This is a genomic window from Pedobacter sp., assembly GCF_039594775.1.
Taxonomy (GTDB): domain Bacteria; phylum Bacteroidota; class Bacteroidia; order Sphingobacteriales; family Sphingobacteriaceae; genus Pedobacter.
In genome coordinates this window covers 87,139-105,235 of the sequence record NZ_JBCNMT010000004.1, presented here as the reverse complement: position 1 = coordinate 105,235, position 18,097 = coordinate 87,139, and the positions used below count along the sequence as shown (strand labels likewise).

General features: G+C 40.9%; 12 protein-coding genes. 5 read left to right on the top strand and 7 right to left on the bottom strand.

The features are described from left to right. Positions 1 to 4: 4 nt before the first annotated feature. The gene (locus ABDV71_RS11950; protein WP_343532830.1) at positions 5 to 2,470 is read right to left on the bottom strand and encodes a glycoside hydrolase family 95 protein; all 2,466 of its coding nucleotides are present in this window, start codon (positions 2,468 to 2,470) and stop codon (positions 5 to 7) included. A 332-nt stretch (positions 2,471 to 2,802) separates the two neighbouring features. Here ABDV71_RS11950 and ABDV71_RS11945 point away from each other — a divergent pair, with 332 nt between their 5' ends. From ABDV71_RS11945 to xylA, 4 genes are all read left to right on the top strand, one after another. Continuing rightward, positions 2,803 to 3,648 (top strand): transketolase, encoded by an 846-nt coding sequence (locus ABDV71_RS11945; protein ID WP_343532828.1) that lies wholly within the window; start codon positions 2,803 to 2,805, stop codon positions 3,646 to 3,648. 119 nt (positions 3,649 to 3,767) lie between these two features. Next, positions 3,768 to 4,727, top strand: coding sequence for a transketolase family protein (locus tag ABDV71_RS11940; protein WP_343532826.1), 960 nt, complete (start codon positions 3,768 to 3,770; stop codon positions 4,725 to 4,727). Between the two features lie 279 nt (positions 4,728 to 5,006). Further along, positions 5,007 to 6,485, top strand: coding sequence for an FGGY family carbohydrate kinase (locus tag ABDV71_RS11935; protein ID WP_343532824.1), 1,479 nt, complete (start codon positions 5,007 to 5,009; stop codon positions 6,483 to 6,485). 15 nt (positions 6,486 to 6,500) lie between these two features. Further along, entirely contained in the window at positions 6,501 to 7,832 is a 1,332-nt protein-coding gene (xylA, locus tag ABDV71_RS11930; protein WP_343532822.1) for a xylose isomerase, read from the top strand. A gap of 168 nt (positions 7,833 to 8,000) precedes the next feature. Here the strand turns inward: xylA and ABDV71_RS11925 are convergent, their stop codons facing one another. The 6 genes from ABDV71_RS11925 to ABDV71_RS11900 all read right to left on the bottom strand — a co-directional run bounded on the left by ABDV71_RS11925 (position 8,001) and on the right by ABDV71_RS11900 (position 16,869). Beyond that, positions 8,001 to 9,104: a glycoside hydrolase family 43 protein gene (locus ABDV71_RS11925; RefSeq protein WP_343532820.1), complete on the bottom strand. Its 1,104-nt coding sequence runs from the start codon at positions 9,102 to 9,104 to the stop codon at positions 8,001 to 8,003. A gap of 85 nt (positions 9,105 to 9,189) precedes the next feature. Further along, positions 9,190 to 9,936: an SDR family oxidoreductase gene (locus tag ABDV71_RS11920; protein WP_343532818.1), complete on the bottom strand. Its 747-nt coding sequence runs from the start codon at positions 9,934 to 9,936 to the stop codon at positions 9,190 to 9,192. A gap of 243 nt (positions 9,937 to 10,179) precedes the next feature. Then, on the bottom strand, positions 10,180 to 11,967 hold the full coding sequence (locus tag ABDV71_RS11915; RefSeq protein ID WP_343532817.1) for an NPCBM/NEW2 domain-containing protein: 1,788 nt from the start codon (positions 11,965 to 11,967) through the stop codon (positions 10,180 to 10,182). A gap of 41 nt (positions 11,968 to 12,008) precedes the next feature. Continuing rightward, on the bottom strand, positions 12,009 to 13,385 hold the full coding sequence (locus ABDV71_RS11910) for a glycoside hydrolase family 43 protein (RefSeq protein ID WP_343532815.1): 1,377 nt from the start codon (positions 13,383 to 13,385) through the stop codon (positions 12,009 to 12,011). 17 nt (positions 13,386 to 13,402) lie between these two features. Beyond that, positions 13,403 to 15,430, bottom strand: a complete 2,028-nt coding sequence (locus ABDV71_RS11905; protein WP_343532813.1) for an NPCBM/NEW2 domain-containing protein — start codon at positions 15,428 to 15,430, stop codon at positions 13,403 to 13,405. Between the two features lie 53 nt (positions 15,431 to 15,483). Further along, positions 15,484 to 16,869: a glycoside hydrolase family 43 protein gene (locus ABDV71_RS11900; protein WP_343532811.1), complete on the bottom strand. Its 1,386-nt coding sequence runs from the start codon at positions 16,867 to 16,869 to the stop codon at positions 15,484 to 15,486. Positions 16,870 to 17,278: 409 nt separating this feature from the next. Here ABDV71_RS11900 and ABDV71_RS11895 point away from each other — a divergent pair, with 409 nt between their 5' ends. Next, complete coding sequence (locus ABDV71_RS11895; RefSeq protein ID WP_343532809.1) at positions 17,279 to 18,052, top strand: HAD-IIA family hydrolase; 774 nt, start codon at positions 17,279 to 17,281, stop codon at positions 18,050 to 18,052. Positions 18,053 to 18,097: the final 45 nt, after the last annotated feature.

Below are 18,097 nucleotides of genomic sequence, written 5' to 3'. Positions count from 1 at the left end.
AAAATTATTGTTTTATTAAAAATGTATAGCTTTTACCTTTTTGTGTGCTTACATCGTACAATTGGCTAGCTGGAATTTGAATTGTTGACACTGGAGCTTTTGCTGAAATTAACCATTTAACTTTATCATCAGCGTCAAAAAACTGGTTACTATTTTTTCCATTTGCTTTTATAAGCTCCTTACCATTTAGGCTTAACCTATTGGGCACCCTAAGCCTTAAATTACCGCCCAAATTAGACTTGATGTGCAATTTTACTACTTTACCATGTTCCCAGGCCAAATCAGTAACTTCGAAGCCTCCTTTAGTACGTAATCCACTAACATTACCCATCTTTTTCCACTCGTCGGGCAGGGCTGGTAAAAGTAATATTTCATCACTACCAGATTGTACAAGCATTTCGGCAATGCCAGAGGTACAACCAAAATTTCCATCTATTTGAAAAGGCGGATGCGCATCAAATAAATTATTATAAGTACCGCCACCATCTTTGTTTACACCTACCGGACTAAGTTGATTTTGGATAAGTTTATAGGCGTGGTTTCCATCAAGCAACCTGGCCCACCAATTTACTTTCCAGCCCATGCTCCAACCGGTAGAAACATCTCCACGTTGGATCAAAGTCTTTTTTGCAGCCTGATAGAGTTCGGGTGTGTGATAGGGAGAAATCTGATGAGAAGGAAACAGTCCGTAAAGATGTGACACATGCCTATGTCTATCATGAGGATTGTCCAAATCATCCATCCATTCCTGCAACTGCCCGTACTGCCCTATCTGCATTGGCGGCAATTCATTTCTCATTTGTTTCAACGTATCTATAAACTGTTCATCTTTTTGCAAAATTTTTGCGGCGTTAATTACCGAAGTAAAAACATCGTAAACAATTTGGTTGCTCATGGTTGTTCCTGCATCTAATGAGGAACCAAAACGACCTTCTGGCGCATTTTCAGGCGAGGTATCTGGATTAATGACCATAAATCTTGTTTTTGGATCTCTTACCAGAAAATCGACATAGAACATGGCAGCTCCCTTTAAGATGGGATAAGCCTGCTTAAGAAAAACTTTATCGCCGCTGTATAGATAGTGTTCCCATAAATGCTGACTTGGCCAACCACCACCATGTACCCACAAGCCCCAAAAAGCACCATCTACAGCTCCCGTCGCTCGCCAAATATCAGTATTGTGATGCGCCATCCAGCCTCTGGCACCATACATCTTTTTAGCCGTTTCCTCTCCCGTTACCGCCAGTTCCTTTACCATCTGCAAAAAAGGCAAGTGCAACTCGGCCAGGTTGGTTTTTTCGGCGGGCCAGTAATTCATTTCGGCATTAATATTTAAGGTGTATTTACTGTCCCAAGGTGGAAATAACTTATTATTAAAAATACCTTGCAAATTGGCTGGTTGCCCACCAGGCGCAGAGCTAGAGATGAGCAGGTATCGTCCGTACTGAAAATACAATGCGGCAAACTGAGGATCGTTTACAGCCGCAAACTGCCTTAACCTCACATCAGTTGGGAGATGCTCATATTGACTAGTGCCCAAATTTAGCTTAACACGATTAAAAAAATTGCGATATTTAACACGATGTTGCTGATAGCTTTGCTGGAACGACTTCGAGGAAGCATTTTTAAGTAAATTGGCCACCTTTGCATTTTCGTCGCCGCTTAAATCGTTATAGGAAATAAAATTGGTGGCAATAGCAATATAGATGGTTACCGTATCTGCATTTTTAATCGATATTTCTTTTGCTTGCTGCGATAACGTTCCACCCTTATTTTTAAATTTTGCTGCACCCTTAAATTTAACCATGCCCGGCACACCTTCGTGACTCACTGTGGTACCGGAAACGGATATGTTGCCCAAATTGTCGGCCGTTATTTTAGCATTTGGCTGTACTGTTGCAAACGATGAAGTAAAACTGATTGCACCCGGCTTATTCGCCGTAAGCTCAATTACAATGACACCATTATCTAATGATGCCAACGCTTTACGATAATACGTAGTGCCCTTTACGTCGTAACGCGTGGTAGTAATGGCATTAGCAATATCTAAATCTCTGTAATAATTTGAATATTTCTCGTGCCCCGAAAAATTAAAATATAAATCACCAACTGGCTGAAATGCCTGCCCATGAGATTTTTTACTGATGATTATGCTATTGGCTAGTTGTTCTGCTTGTTTATGTTTACCGTCAAAAATCAGTGCTCTAATTTTTTGCAACGAGTCTAAGGCCCGTAAATTGTCATTTCTGTTGGGACTACCACTCCAAACGGTGCTTTCGTTAAGCTGTATGATTTCTTTTTCTACATTTCCGTAAATCATTGCACCCAATTTACCATTACCAATGGGCAAAGCGTTTTCCCAAATATTGCCTGACGGAAAATTATACCATAATGTTAGCGACCTATTGGACTGACCAAACCCTTTATCGGCTATAAACAACAGCAGGATGAATAAAAGCAATTTGTTCATATAAAATAGTAAAAGTAAGCAATAGCAAAATCAAAGCCTACGGACTAACAGTATCTATTGATGTAGCAACATTGCCAACGTTTATAATTGGTCAGTTATATACCGGTATTAACGGCACAAAATTATCACTACAAAACTAAGCGCATACCAAAGCTGTTGATGGAAGCTTTGAATATATTGATGGGAAAAATGTTCAAAATTGACATCAAAGGCTTAAAACGAACATTTTTTTGAAAATCTTTGGTGAAATTAGTGCTAGCAAAAAATGACGTGGACAAAGGATGTTTCAACACTGATGGACATCTTGACGAGCCCAAGCTCATAAACCAAATATGAAACATACATTAAAAGAATTAGAAGACATTGCGTCTCAACTCAGAAGAGACATTGTAAGAATGGTACACGGATGCCAATCTGGACATCCCGGGGCATCGCTTGGTTGCGCAGATTTTTTTACCGCATTGTATTTTGAGGTCATGAATCACAAAACCAATTTTTCTATGAATGGCGATGGAGAAGACTTATTCTTCTTATCCAACGGACATATTTCGCCAGTTTGGTACAGTACCTTAGCACATGCAGGCTACTTCGATAAAAGCGAATTGGCCAGTTTTAGAAAACTGAACTCTAGGTTACAGGGCCATCCCGCAACACATGAACATCTTCCCGGCATACGTATTGCATCGGGTTCATTAGGCCAAGGTTTGTCGGTAGCTATAGGCGCCGCCTTAGCTAAAAGGCTCAATAGTGATCCTTCCCTAATTTTTGTACTATTGGGCGATGGTGAACTGCAAGAAGGCCAGAACTGGGAAGCAGCCATGTTCGCACCTTTCAACAAAGTAGATCATCTAATAGCGACTGTTGACTACAACGGTCAACAAATTGATGGCCCAACCAGCAAAGTACTTGCATTGGATAGTTTGCAAGCTAAATTTGAAGCGTTTGGTTGGCGTGTAATTAATACCGATGGCAACGACATGGCATCTATTCTGGAAGGTTTGCATTATGCGAAAACTTTAACAGGCAAAGGAAAGCCAATTTTAAATCTAATGAGTACTCAGATGGGCGCAGGTGTCGATTTTATGACCGGTACCCACAAATGGCATGGCACTGCGCCAAATGATGAACAGTTGGCGGCAGCATTAGCACAATTACCAGAAACATTAGGAGATTACTAATTTCAAGTATAGCGTACTGAGATGTGCGAGATAATTAAATCCCAATACGCTTATACTCAATAGTAAAAAAATGAAGAATTGCGGAGCAAAACTAGAACCGCAATTAACTATTTAGAATAATGAAGAAATATACTTACACAGAAAAAAAAGATACCCGGTCTGGATTTGGAGCAGGCCTACATGAAGCTGGAAAAAGAAACGAAAATGTTGTGGCTTTATGCGCCGATTTAGTTGGCTCGCTTAAAATGGATGCTTTTATCAAAGATTTTCCTGAACGCTTTACCCAAGTTGGCATCGCCGAGGCTAACATGATTGGTATAGCCGCCGGAATGACCATAGGTGGAAAAATTCCATTTACAGGAACTTTTGCCAATTTTTCCACCGGTCGCGTTTACGACCAAATCCGCCAGTCGGTTGCCTATTCGGGCAAGAACGTAAAAATCTGTGCCTCACATGCGGGTTTAACACTTGGCGAAGATGGCGCAACCCACCAAATTTTAGAAGATATAGGCTTGATGAAAATGTTACCCGGAATGGTAGTAATCAATCCCTGCGATTACAACCAAACTAAGGCCGCAACTATTGCCATTGCCGAGTACGACGGGCCTGTTTACCTGCGTTTCGGGCGACCAGTAATTCCGGTATTTACGGACTCCGACCAAAAATTTGAGATTGGCAAAGCTTGGATGGTTAATGAGGGTACCGACGTTACGATTATCGCCACCGGGCACATGGTATGGAAAGCCATTGAAGCAGGTGAAAAACTAGAAGAAATGGGCATAGATGCAGAAATCATTAACATACATACCATCAAACCACTAGATGAAGAGGCCGTCCTTAAATCAGTAAAAAAAACAGGCTGCGTAGTAACTTGTGAAGAACACAACAAGTTTGGCGGCTTGGGAGAAAGCGTAGCCAGATTACTTACCACCACTCTGCCCATACCGCAAGAATTTGTAGCCACTAATGATACCTTTGGCGAAAGCGGAACACCAGACCAATTAATGTCTAAATATGGCTTAGATGCCATCAATATTGTAGAAGCCGTACAGAAAGTAATCAACAGAAAAAGTAGCTAGGCATGAAAATGGCATAAATCATATGTCGGCGCTTATCAGAGCAGATGATGAATTAGATGTCATGAGCAGATTAAAGGGATTGGCAGAATTAGATCAGTTCATGGAACTTATGAAATGATTAAGAATATAAACACTAAGAAACTGTTTTAATTTCAATGGATATTAAATAAATGGCGGTGATACTACTCATGTCCGCAAGGCAAACTTTAGCATGCTCGCCAAGCAGTAACGGAAATTATTCCTTCCATTTTTAAACAGCTTTTTATAAAATCTTTTAAAATGTATTTATTAGGTATTGATTTGGGCACATCTTCCATAAAGGTATCAGTTATAGATGCGCACACACAACAATGTGTCGCCTCTGCCCATCATCCAGAAAAGGAAGCCGAAATTAAGTCGCTACAGAGCGGTTGGGCCGAACAATCGCCCAAGGATTGGTGGGAAAATACCCAGATAGCACTATTAAAATTAAACAAAACGGGAAAGTACCAATCCCAGGATATTAAAGCCATAGGCATTGCCTACCAAATGCATGGCCTAGTTGCTGTAGACAAGCACTTAAACCCACTTAGAGACAGTATCATTTGGTGCGATAGCCGGGCGGTAGAAATCGGAGAAAAAGCATTTGATGACATTGGACACGAGCAATGTTTAAGTCATTTACTAAATTCTCCAGGAAATTTCACTGCTGCAAAGTTAGCCTGGGTTAAACAGAACGAACCCGAACTTTATAGTCGTATCCACAAGGTAATGCTACCTGGAGATTATATTGCGATGATGCTGACCGGCAGCATTACAACGAGTATTCCAGCCTTATCCGAAGGTATTTTTTGGGACTTCAAAAATGACGAACTGTCTAAAGATGTAATACAGTATTTTGGTATAGAAAAAGACCTCATCCCAGAAATCAGGCCGCTTTTTTCAAATCATGGAGAAGTAAAACCGGACATTGCGGCAGCCCTAGGTTTAAGTGCCGGCATTCCCGTCGCTTACAAAGCCGGAGACCAGCCAAACAACGCATTGTCGTTAAATGTATTAAAACCTGGTGAAGTTGCTGCTACTGCTGGTACTTCGGGCGTAATTTACGGGGTAAGCGACCGTTTAGATTATGATCTTCAATCGAGAATAAACACTTTTGCTCACGTTAACTACACTCCATCTCAAAAATATACTGGTATTTTACTATGTATAAACGGTGTTGGAAGCATGTATCGTTGGGCCAAACACAACTTTGCACCCAACATAGATTATAAAGACCTCAACACCTTAGCTGCTGAGTCGCCCATTGGCAGCAATGGTATAAAAGTTTTGCCTTTCGGCAACGGAGCCGAACGTATGTTGGGGAACAAATATACTAGCGTACAATTTCACGGCATCGATTTAAATAGGCACAACCAATCTGATATATTCCGCTCGGTACAAGAAGGTATTGCCTGTGCCTTTAGATATGGGTTGGATATCATGAAAGAAAACGGCATGACACCGAATGTAATCCGAGCAGGCCATGCCAACCTGTTCCTTAGTCCGGTATTTGCCCAGGCATTTGTAGACCTTAGCGGCGTAACATTAGAACTTTACGACAATAATGGAAGTGTTGGTGCTGCTTTAGGAGCAGGTATTGGTGCAAATATTTACGCAGATGCCACCGAAGCATTTAACAAATTTGGATACATCAAAAAGATAGAACCTCTGCAACAGCAGGCAAATGAAGAAATTTATTTGGCTTGGAAAGAGATATTAATTAAAGCAATCAATTAAAAACATACAAACGTAATGACTAAAATAGTAACAGGAACCCAAGAGTTCTTCAAAGGCATTAGCCAAATTAAATTCGAAGGCTTAAAAAGCGATAATCCACTAGCCTTTAGATGGTATGAAGCCGATAGAGTTGTAGCTGGAAAAACAATGAATGAACACTTCAAGTTCGCTTGTGCTTATTGGCATTCATTCAATGGCAATGGTAGCGACCCATTTGGTGGAGCTACCCATATTTTTCCATGGGAAACTAAAAGTGACCCGATAGAAAGAGCTAAAGATAAGATGGATGCTGCATTTGAATTTATTACTAAGTTGCAAATTCCATATTACTGTTTCCACGACGTGGATGTTGTTGATTACTGTGATGATATCATGGAAAATGAGCGCAGACTACAGACATTAGTTGAATACGCCAAACAAAAACAGGCAGAAAGTGGTGTAAAACTTTTATGGGGCACTGCAAATCTGTTTAGCCACAGGCGTTACATGAATGGAGCAGCAACCAATCCTGATTTTCATGTATTGGCCCATGGTGCAGCGCAGGTTAAGGCAGCCTTAGATGCGACCATTGCACTAGGAGGCGAAAACTACGTATTCTGGGGAGGCAGGGAAGGCTACATGAGCTTACTGAACACCAACATGAAAAGAGAGCAGGAGCACCTGGCAAGATTCTTACACACCGCCAAAGACTATGCTAGAAAACAAGGATTCAAAGGCACTTTCTTTATCGAGCCTAAACCATGCGAGCCATCTAAACATCAATATGACTATGATGCTGCTACGGTTAAAGGTTTCTTACAGGAATTTAATTTACTGGATGATTTTAAACTAAACCTGGAAGTTAACCACGCTACTTTAGCCGGACACACTTTCCAGCACGAGCTACAAGTTGCGGTTGATGCGGGCTTATTAGGCTCAATTGATGCCAACCGAGGTGATTACCAAAATGGATGGGATACCGATCAATTCCCTAACGATATCAACGAATTAACAGAAGCAATGCTGATTATACTAGAGGGCGGGGGTATTAAAGGCGGCGGCGTAAACTTCGACGCCAAAATCCGAAGGAATTCTACAGATCCTCAAGACCTGTTCTACGCACACATTGGCGGAATGGACATTTTTGCCAGGGCATTGATTACCGCCGATGCAATCTTACAGCAATCGGAATACAAAAAAATTAGAACAGACCGCTACAGTTCGTTTGACCAAGGAAAAGGTGCTGAATTTGAGCAGGGAAAACTAAATTTAGAAGACCTTAGAAAAATTGCGATTGTACTGGGCGAACCTGAAGCTAAGAGTGGCCGCCAGGAGTATTTAGAAAACTTAATCAACAGATATATTTAGGCATTAAGCTACTCCCCTTTGTAAAAAAGCCTGTTTTAAAAAATTAAAACAGGCTTTTTTTATTGAAGCTTATGCACCGTGAAGACTACAAACCAACTTTGGCTTAAATCGAGGCATGCCCCGTACATTCATTGATTTTTAATACGGCGGAAAGCTAATTATCAGCAATTATTTTTTACCATTTGGCTCTATTAGTGCAATGGTTCCATCTGTGTTATGTGTAAGTTCTGTTACTTTTATATTTCTTAAATGGGTTTTCCCAGATAGCTGTGTATCATGATAGAACAAATACCATTTCCCTTTAATTTCAACAATAGAATGATGGGTTGTCCAACCTTCTACCGGCGTCATAAACGTACCTTGGTAAACAAACGGACCCCAAGGGCTGTCAGCAACCGCTGAGGCCAAGAAGTGTGTATCTCCGGTAGAATAAGTAAAATAGTATTTACCATTGTATTTGTGCATCCAAGCACCCTCAAAAAAACGACGGTCATGATCTTTCGTTAACAAAGGCTTCCCATCCTTATCTAAAATTACTACATCCTTCACCTTTCCATCAAAAGACGCCATGTCTTTACCCAGTTTAGCTACCTTGGCTGTTAAAGCTGGTTCATTTTCCTTTCCAGTATCAGTCTTAGAGCCATTGGCATCATATTTACCATCCTTCCAACGTTGTAATTGGCCTCCCCAAATGCCACCGAAATACATATAACTGTTACCATCTGTATCTGTAAAAACAGCGGGATCTATGCTGTAACTTCCGTCTATTGGTTTAGCGGCAGCTTTAAATGGGCCTTCTGGTTTTTCTGAAGTAGCTACGCCTATTCTAAACACATCGTTTTTATCTTTAACTGGAAAATACAAGTAATAGGTTCCATCTTTATAGGCGGCATCTGGAGCCCATAATTGCCTGCCGGCCCAAGGAATATCTTTTACAGACAATGCTACTTCATGTACGGTAACCTTACCGCCAATACTGTCCATACTGAGCACATGGTAATCTCTCATGTCGAAGTGATCGCCATTGTCATTCTCTTTTACGCCTGCCTCAATATCATGTGAAGGATAGATATAAATTTTACCGTTAAATATATGGGCCGATGGGTCAGCGGTGTATATTTCGCTGACCAAAGGCTCTGAAAGATAAGTTTTTTTCATTGCGGTAGTAGCTGCATTTTTTTCGTTGCTACCGTTGTTTCTTTGCTGACAAGAAGCACCAACTGCCGCAATTAACGTAAGCGATAGCATTACTTTGGCTTTAATTTTAAGCATATTTTTTGAGTCTAAAATTTGACGTTGATTGATTAATTAAGAACAATTAAAATTGAGAGCGTTATTTAGCTGATAAGCAAAAGAATTAAAATCCGATCGAGTTACCGCCATCAATGGGCAGTACCACACCTGTTACATATTTAGAATGATCTGAACATAAATAATAAACCGCCTCGGCGATGTCGTTAGGCTCACCCATATGTCCCATTGGCGTACGCGAAAATACTTTTTGCTTTCTTTCAGGATCGGAATCCAAGGCTTTCGCAGACATGGCGGTTTTGATGAAGCCTGGAGCCACACAATTAATACGTATTCCCATTGGAGATAGTTCCGTGGCCATAGCTCTGGTCATTCCTTCCACCCCTGTTTTAGCTGCAGAATAAGCTATAACTTTCGGTATGCCATACTGCGCAGCCATTGAACTGATATTCACAATTACACCACTGCCCTCCAACAACATTTTTTTCACAACCTCCCTACTTATCGAAAAAACGGCCAATAAATTGGTTTGTATGATGTTAAAAAAGTCTTCATCAGTAACTTCTACAAAAGGCTTTTTTAGGTTGATACCTGCATTATTTACCAAGATGTCTATCTTCCCATAGGTAGTATAAATATTTTCTATCAGTGCTGGTATCTGGGCCGTGTTTGATAGATCGGCCACATAATAAGAAACCAATTTACCCAATACGCCTGCTTGGGCTTTAAGCTGATTCTCATTACGGCCTATCATTATCACGTGAATGTTATTGGCTACCAATTTACTGGTTATGGCCAAGCCCAAACCAGATGCGCCTCCGGTAACTATTGCAATTTTGTTCGAATTTATCATTCACTTTAGTGGTTAAAATTAGTTAGGACACTAGGCTACCTTAGCATTTAAGTAGCAAGCACCTTATAAGTTAAGTAACTGGCTTAAGATAACGCTGGCTGGTGATACCAACCAGCGCACCACTTTTTACAAATCAACTTAACTGATTTTTCGTTCTAGGCCAATTGCCTAATTATTTACTTTTCCTTATTTGTGCCTACAGCGTAAAAAATCAACTACGGCAGTACAAATCGGAAAGTTTATTTATTTTACTGGTGTTAACCTATATAATCCGGCAGCATGTTGAGACAATTCTTGTCCAAACTTTCCTTCAAAAATACCTAAGTCTTTATGGCTCCATAAATCACTTATTTTTACTTTCCCTTTAATGCCCAAAGATTTAAAATCAACATCTACAGTAGCTGTTTCAGGCATATTTGCTCCGCCCCTATCAACCATTACCCCAAAAACTACCGAAGCTTTATCCTGCGTTACATAGCCCGTAGCCGAAAACGTATCGTAACCTTCGGGCAAATCGTAAACAATTACCGACTCTGCATGGGTACCAATACCATTTGTTGGCTTCTCATTTATAATAATCGGTTTATTATCTACCGTTCGGTTCACTCTAACTTCACCCCAACCAGCGGTAGCACTAAGCCATTTTAAATCGGTAAGTTTAAGTTCGCCCTTAGGTCCGCTTAACATAGGATTGGCCCAAACCACATGATCCCAATCAAAACCATTGCCGCCGTCTTTCACAAAAAGTATCAGCCTTTTGCCTCCCTTTACATTAACTTGCACGTTTTGCGAAGCTCCTTTTCCTGCAATTACGGGACTGGCGTAATCCGCATTATTAAAATCGAGGTTATCTCCCTTACTTTGTGCATTAAACAGTGCCAAGTATTTATCTTTACTATTGGGGATATCGGCCGTCCAAACGATTAGATTTTTTTCTCTAGAAACCTGGCGGTTATTGGCGCTATACTGATTTACCTTTAGCATTTCCTTATTGGTCAGCATTTCCTTGGTAAAATCATCAAGTTTGGTCATATCGCCACCAAAAATTAACGGCGAACGACCTATGGCCCATAAGCTCATTAAGGTACGTTGCTCATTTTTGGTAAAATTGGTTGGCCTTTTAAAATCAACCACTCCAATAGGAAGCATATCCGCATCAGGGAAATGCCCTGGCCCACGGTAAGGTGTCCAAGCATCCAATCTTTCGAACATCGCTAAAAGCAAGCCCCATCTATCCCAAAAATCATCGGTAATGCGCCACATATTAGCATGTTCCTTTACGTGTTTACCCGCACTAAGCGGTGTAGCTCCTGGAGATAAACTTAACACAATGGGACGTCCCGTTTTGTCTATCGCCTTGCGTAAGGCCTCTACTTCTGCCTGTTGCACGACATCGTACGGTCGGGATATATCATCGCACTTGATAAAATCGACGCCCCAATCTGCATACATCTGTACAATAGAATCGTAGTAGGCTTGTCCCTCTGGCTTGGTAGCATCCACGCCGTACATATCTGGGTTCCATGCGCAAACAGAATTAGTTAGGGCAATGTCTTTTGCCCTAACTTTAGTGCCCAATACGGGGGTGTTCTCTTCTACGGCTTGCCTAGGTATGCCACGCATAATATGGATACCAAATTTTAAGCCTTTGGAATGTACATAATCTGCCAAGGGCCTAAAGCCCTTACCATTTGCTGCCGACGGAAACTTTTTCAAACCCGGAGTTAAACGCCCGTAGCTATCCATGGTAAGTACGGCCTTAGGATTATAGTAATGGCCCTTTGCCTCGGGTTCGTACCATTGAATATCAACAGTAAGATACTCGTAACCGCTAGGCAAGAGATATTTAGCCATGGCATCGGCCTGCTCTTTCACCTGCTGCTCGGTTACCGTTGTTCCAAAGCAATCCCAACTGTTCCAACCCAACACTGGAGTCTTTGTCCATTTTTTAAATTCAGATGATGAGATATTCTGTGCACGGACACTTATTGAAAATAAAGCCGCTAGGATAAATAATATATTATTTTTCATTTGATTTGTCGGTTTTTAATCTTCAAGGAAGCTGAAAAGCGCTACTTTCTAAATGTCCACCAATCGAAATCGAACAAGTTATTGCCTGAACCCACGAACACTAAATACAAATCGTGTACGCCTTTAAGATTAGCTACCTTGCACGATTGCAGTTTCCAATTCTCGGCACCGCCAGTTGATTTAACTTGTAGCACGCCTAACAATTTTCCCGTTTTACTGCCCACACGTATCTCAATTTTTCCATCACTATTTGCCGAAGCTACGCTGGCATCAAAAAATTTGGCACCCTTATTAAAATCTACACTTCTTACTTTGATATAGTCGCCGCCATCAATTTTAGTTACCCAAACGGCACCTTTATCGTTTTGGTCAGTTTTTAAACCTTCAGACCAAGCAATGGTTTCGGCTTCTACACGTTGGTAAGGATTGACATTGGCAGCGCTTTTAACAACACCTTCTTTAGTAGGGGTTATTAAAGGTATTGAACCATCTGCATTAAACTGAAAGGGCTCTACACAAACGGAACGCTTAAAACCTGTACCTCCAGGCAAACCAGCATCGTGGTAAAACAAGTAGGGCTGCCCCTTAAATTCGATATATCCGGGATGGTTGGTGAATGCGCCCTTATTTTTAATTACGTGCATAATGGTATCACCGTATTTCCAAGGTCCCAGCGGACTATCAGCGGTTGAATATGCCAAATGTTCTGGTACGCCACCCGCCGGGTAAAGCATATAATACTTAGCTTTTCTTTTAAATAACCACGGACCTTCTTCATACGCCGCAGTACGATTATTAATTTTCTTTTCGCGATAGCCAAAGTTCTCATCTTTTAGCGTTTCTTTAACGATGCCCGTTTTTTGGTCGTAGGAAACCATATCAGCGTTTAACTTAACATGCCATAAATCTGGATTGCCCCAATAGAGATAAGCCTGTCCATCGGTATCAATGAACACAGTTGGATCTATATAACCATATCCTTCCAATAAGGGCTTACCCAAGGCATCCTTAAAGGGACCAGTAGGACTATCTGATACCGCTACGCCGATAGCATTGCCACCATTAATTTTGTTAACCGGCAAATAGTAATAGAACTTGCCATTTCTGTAGATACATTGTCCAGCCCAAGCATCGCCTCTGGACCAGCTGAAAGTTTTGTAAGATAGTATAGCGCCGTGGTCGGTCCAGTTTACCATATCCGATGACGAGTAACAGCGCCAATCGTTCATGGTAAAGAAGTTTTTAACGGTTACATCCTCGTCATGACTCGTATACAGGTACACTTTTCCATTATGCACCATAGGTGCCGGATCTGCGGTATAATAGGTTTGAACGATGGGATTTTGAGCGGCCAAGTTTAAGGACAGCCCCAATGCGAACAATAGTAAAGACCCAATTTTTATATTTCTACTTAGCATAATATACTTTTTTAACGTTATTTTTTTGGCGAAAACTTATAAAACAAAACCCCGTGCGCTGGCACTTTCAATGCTAATTTTGATGTTTTTGTATCAATATTGACCACTTGTTTTTGCCTCCAAATATCACGGATAGCGAAACGGCCTTTTAAACCGATGTTACTGAAGCCAGCATAAGACATTTCCACTGGTTCTATACCAAAATTTGCGAATGCTATGGCCTTACTTCCATCTTCCAGTTCTTTTACGTAGATCTTTAAATCGCCGATAGTTTGTAGACAAGTACCTTGCTTACCCAATGGGTCCTGATTTACCTCGATTACCTCGTCGTTAGTTAGCAAGTTAAGTGTAAAATCATCTAATTTTTCCATATCGCAGCCAATTAGCAACGGAGAGGCAAAAATACTCCAAAGGCTAATGTGCAAATATTGTTCGTCTGGTTTTAACTTGCTCGGATGAGGATTTCCCCACCCTACATGGCCAACCACTAACATATCGGGATCGTTCCAATTTCCCGGCTTTGCGTACGGCGCAGCTTTATCTTGGGCCAATGCAATACCTTTAACACTATTCCAGGTATCGGTAATATCATTAGTTGTTCTCCAAGCATTTCCATGTACAGAATCTCCCCATTTCCAAACATCAGACATTCCGTATTGGCAAACGCTATACACAATGTCGCGTTGTTGGGCCCTTAGGTGATCGCCCATTACCTTAAATGGCTTTATGGCGGTACTTAATTTATCACCACCTCTATAGGATAATGATGATACCTTGGTTGGGTCGTTATCTGGCAATCCATCAATTACGTTACCATAGCTGCACCAATCGTACTTCAGGTAATCAAAACCCCATTTCGCATAAATTTCCGCATCTTCCTTTTCGTAACCATAGCTGCCGGCACAGCCGCCACAGGTCCACGGTCCGGGACTAGAATAAATGCCAATCTTCAGGCCAAGATTATGTATATCATCTGCAAGACCTTTCATATCAGGAAAACGCAAATTTGTTACTATATTACCTTTTTCATCACGAAATTTACCTCTTAAAGATGGGTCTTTCGAATCGCGATTATTCTCCCAGAAATCGTCAATATTGATATAAGTCCAACCATGATTAATCAGCCCACTACTTACCATTGCATTTGCTGCACGTCTTACTTTATCTGCCGATACTTCATGGGCAAAACAATTCCAGCTGTTCCAGCCCATTGGCGGAGTAAGCGCAATGCGATCGCCACATTCAATTCTAAATTTTCTCTCTGCCGTACCCTTGGCATTTTTAGCTTTTAGGGTTACCACATAACTACCTTTTTGATTTAGTTTTCCGGTGATTAAGCCCGTTTTTGTGTTGATTTGCAATCCTTTTGGCAAATTCACCGCCGAAAAACTCATGGGTCTATCTCCAGTTGCAGTAACCAAATGCTGAAACGGCGAACCTGGACGCACACCAAATACCTTTGCACCCGTTAACCTTGGAAAAGCTGATGGCTTTGGCGTGAGAATATATGGATCACTAGGTATCGGGTTATAGGTTTTAAAGGTACTAACGCCAATCGCCTCAAACTTAGCATCGGCCCAGTCAACATGATCATAATAATCGCCGTTACCGCCATCTGTTACCAATAGTTCTATCTTTTTAACATTGGTTAAATCTACAGCAACTGCTTTTGCAACATCACCTAAACGCATTACGCCACTACGCCATAATTCTTTTCCATCGGCATTAATCACAAATTCGGCGGCAGGTTTTTGTCCTTTTACCTCATCGTCTATACCCACCATTGCGCTAAATGATTTCGCTTTTCCGTCAAGGATAATCATCAACGAACTTGTGGCATGGCTACCGAAACCACGTTCAAAAGTTTTTCCGGCAATGGTAATGGGCTTACCATCAACAGATTTATTTCTTTTAGGTGTACCGTAGCCTTGTGTCGCATTGCTTAGATCTAATTGGTCTAACCAGACTGTGTTTTGAGCAAAAGCGGCCGATTCTACGGAGATTAAAATAGCACATAATAGTACTTTTCTGATAAAATTCGTCATTTTCTAGGTTTTAAGTGTGTGTGTATTTATTTGTAAAGCATTAGTTTATAAATCTATTTCGCATGGAATTTCCACCAATCGAAATAAAAGAGCTCTTTCTCCCCCTTAAATACGATATACAGATCATGTACGCCTTTTATTTTTTTAACGGGAACCGAAATCGTTTTCCAAACATCTCCTTCGGCTTTGTCCAAAACATCTACTTTCGCAATGGTAGGTCCATCTATACGATCTACATGGAACTCGATACTCCCTCCATTTAAGCCTGCTACACTAACGTCCAAAGACGTGGCGCCTTGTGCGAAATCAACCCCTTTCACCTGTAAAAAATCTCCGTTATTGATACTCGACAGAAAGATTTTTTCGGATACTTTCCTTCCTTTATCCCAAGGGATATGTCGTTCCCACTCTACTTGAACATCTGTCTTCAGTCCTTCACTATAGGCCATAGTTTCGGCCTCAGTACGCAAAAATGGATTTAAAGTACCTACCTGATCTACGTTTTTGGACCAAAAGGGAAGCTTCTGAATTGTCCCATCTGGGTTATAAGTCAGTTTCTCTACACATACCGATCGTCTTTCGTAATGTTTGGACATATTTTGCTTCAGAATGGCATAATTAAAGCCGAATACATAAGGTTGCCCTTTATAATCGATAATACCTGGATGATTACCGCTTGAACGCTTATCCCCATCCATGATCATTCCTTTATATTCCCAAGGTCCTGTAGGAGAACTGCTCATGGCATAACCAATACCCTCTGGACAGCAAGTGGAAGCATAAGATAAATAATAGCGTCCATTTCGTTTCCAAACCCAGGGACCTTCTTGATAATGATACGGATCTGGCTGTCCCTTAACTTTTGCAAGTTGTGGATCTTTAATTATGGCCCCCGAGTAAGAAACCATATCGTTGTTCAGTTTTACGTAATACAAGTTCGGATTTCCCCAATACAGATACGCTTGTCCATCGTCATCAATAAACACAGTTGGGTCTATATCATCGCTACTATTTTTGATAAGGGGCTTACCCAAAACATCCTTGAATGGCCCGTATGGGTTATCGGCAACTAAAACGCCGATACCAAAACCCGGCATAGGCACATACATATAATATTTGTTATTCCTCTGGGCCACTTGCGGCGCCCATGCTCCATTATCAGTATTCACCCACTTGAAATCTTTTAAAGAAGCTACCACTCCATGATCTCTCCAATTTACCATATCAGTAGAGGTGTACAAAAGCCAGTTCTGCATTTTAAAACCAAATGCATCATCCTCATCATGACTAGTATATAAAAAAACGGTATCATTTATCACGATCGGCGCGGGATCGGCAGTGAATTTAGTTTGGATAATAGGCCGCTGTGCCTTTGCTGGCCAGACCGAGAGAGAAACCATAACGATAGGTACTAAAATCTCTAATAAAAATTTGTTCATCAGTGTTTAAAAATATTTGGTTTGGCAAAATCCGAAGCTTATAACATGCAATGGAAATGATTATCGACAAATTTATGCGACTATGCCCAACAAGCATGATACTTTTGTACTGTTAACTGTCACTTATGTTAAATTGTGCTCCTTTTTTAAGATTGCAAGCGCTATATAACTACACTGCCTCCTATTCGAGCGTATCAAAAAAGCGAATCCAACAATAAATGAACAAGCCACTGATAAATGTATGGTGCGGTTACCTTTGAAGTTTTCTTTCTAATATCCATTAAGAAAATAATTAGCCAACTTAAGCTCAACTTTTAAACCTACGCCCTCAGGGTAATTATTCATTAATGCTAATTTTTTATCAAAAGGTTCCCTTTTTAACCCATATCTTTATAAAAAAAAGAAGCGTATGAAACAAGGATTACTAATTGATATGGACGGTGTGATTTATAGCGGCGAGGAACTTATCTTGGGGGCCGACAAGTTCATAAAAAAACTTATAGAACAACAAATTCCATTTGCATTCATGACCAACAACAGCCAACGTACCAGCTTGGAGGTAGTGAGAAAATTGAAGGGTTTAGGCATTAAGGTAGATAAAGGGCATGTATACACTAGTGCCATGGCTACCGCAAAATTTCTTTCAGATCAAAGCCCAAATGGAACTGCCTATGTACTTGGTGAAGGGGGACTGTTAAGCAGTTTGCATGAATATGGCATAACCTTGGTAAACACAGATCCCGAATATGTAGTATTGGGTGAAGGTAGAAATTTCACACTAGAAATGGTACAAAGAGCCGTTGATATGATCTTAGCTGGAGCGAAGTTCATTACCACCAACCGGGATCCCTCTCCAAAAAAACCCGGCTGGAACAATTTGGGCATTGCAGCTACCACGGCGATGATAGAAGAAGCTACCGGAGTAAAAGCGTTTGTAACTGGAAAACCCAGCCCGGTAATGATGAGATCTGCCCGTAAATTTTTGGGACTGGAAACCAGTGAAACTACGGTTATCGGTGATACGATGGAAACCGACATACAAGGGGGTGTGCAGATGGGCTATAAGACCATCTTAGTTCTCTCGGGAATAACCAAAAAAGAAACACTGGGAAAATATGCATTTAAGCCAGACCTAGTGACCAGCTCTGTAGATGAAATAAAATTTCCGCTCTTATGGTGGTAAAAATAAATCTATGACTTGGGTCCATTTATAGATTATGTATGTAAA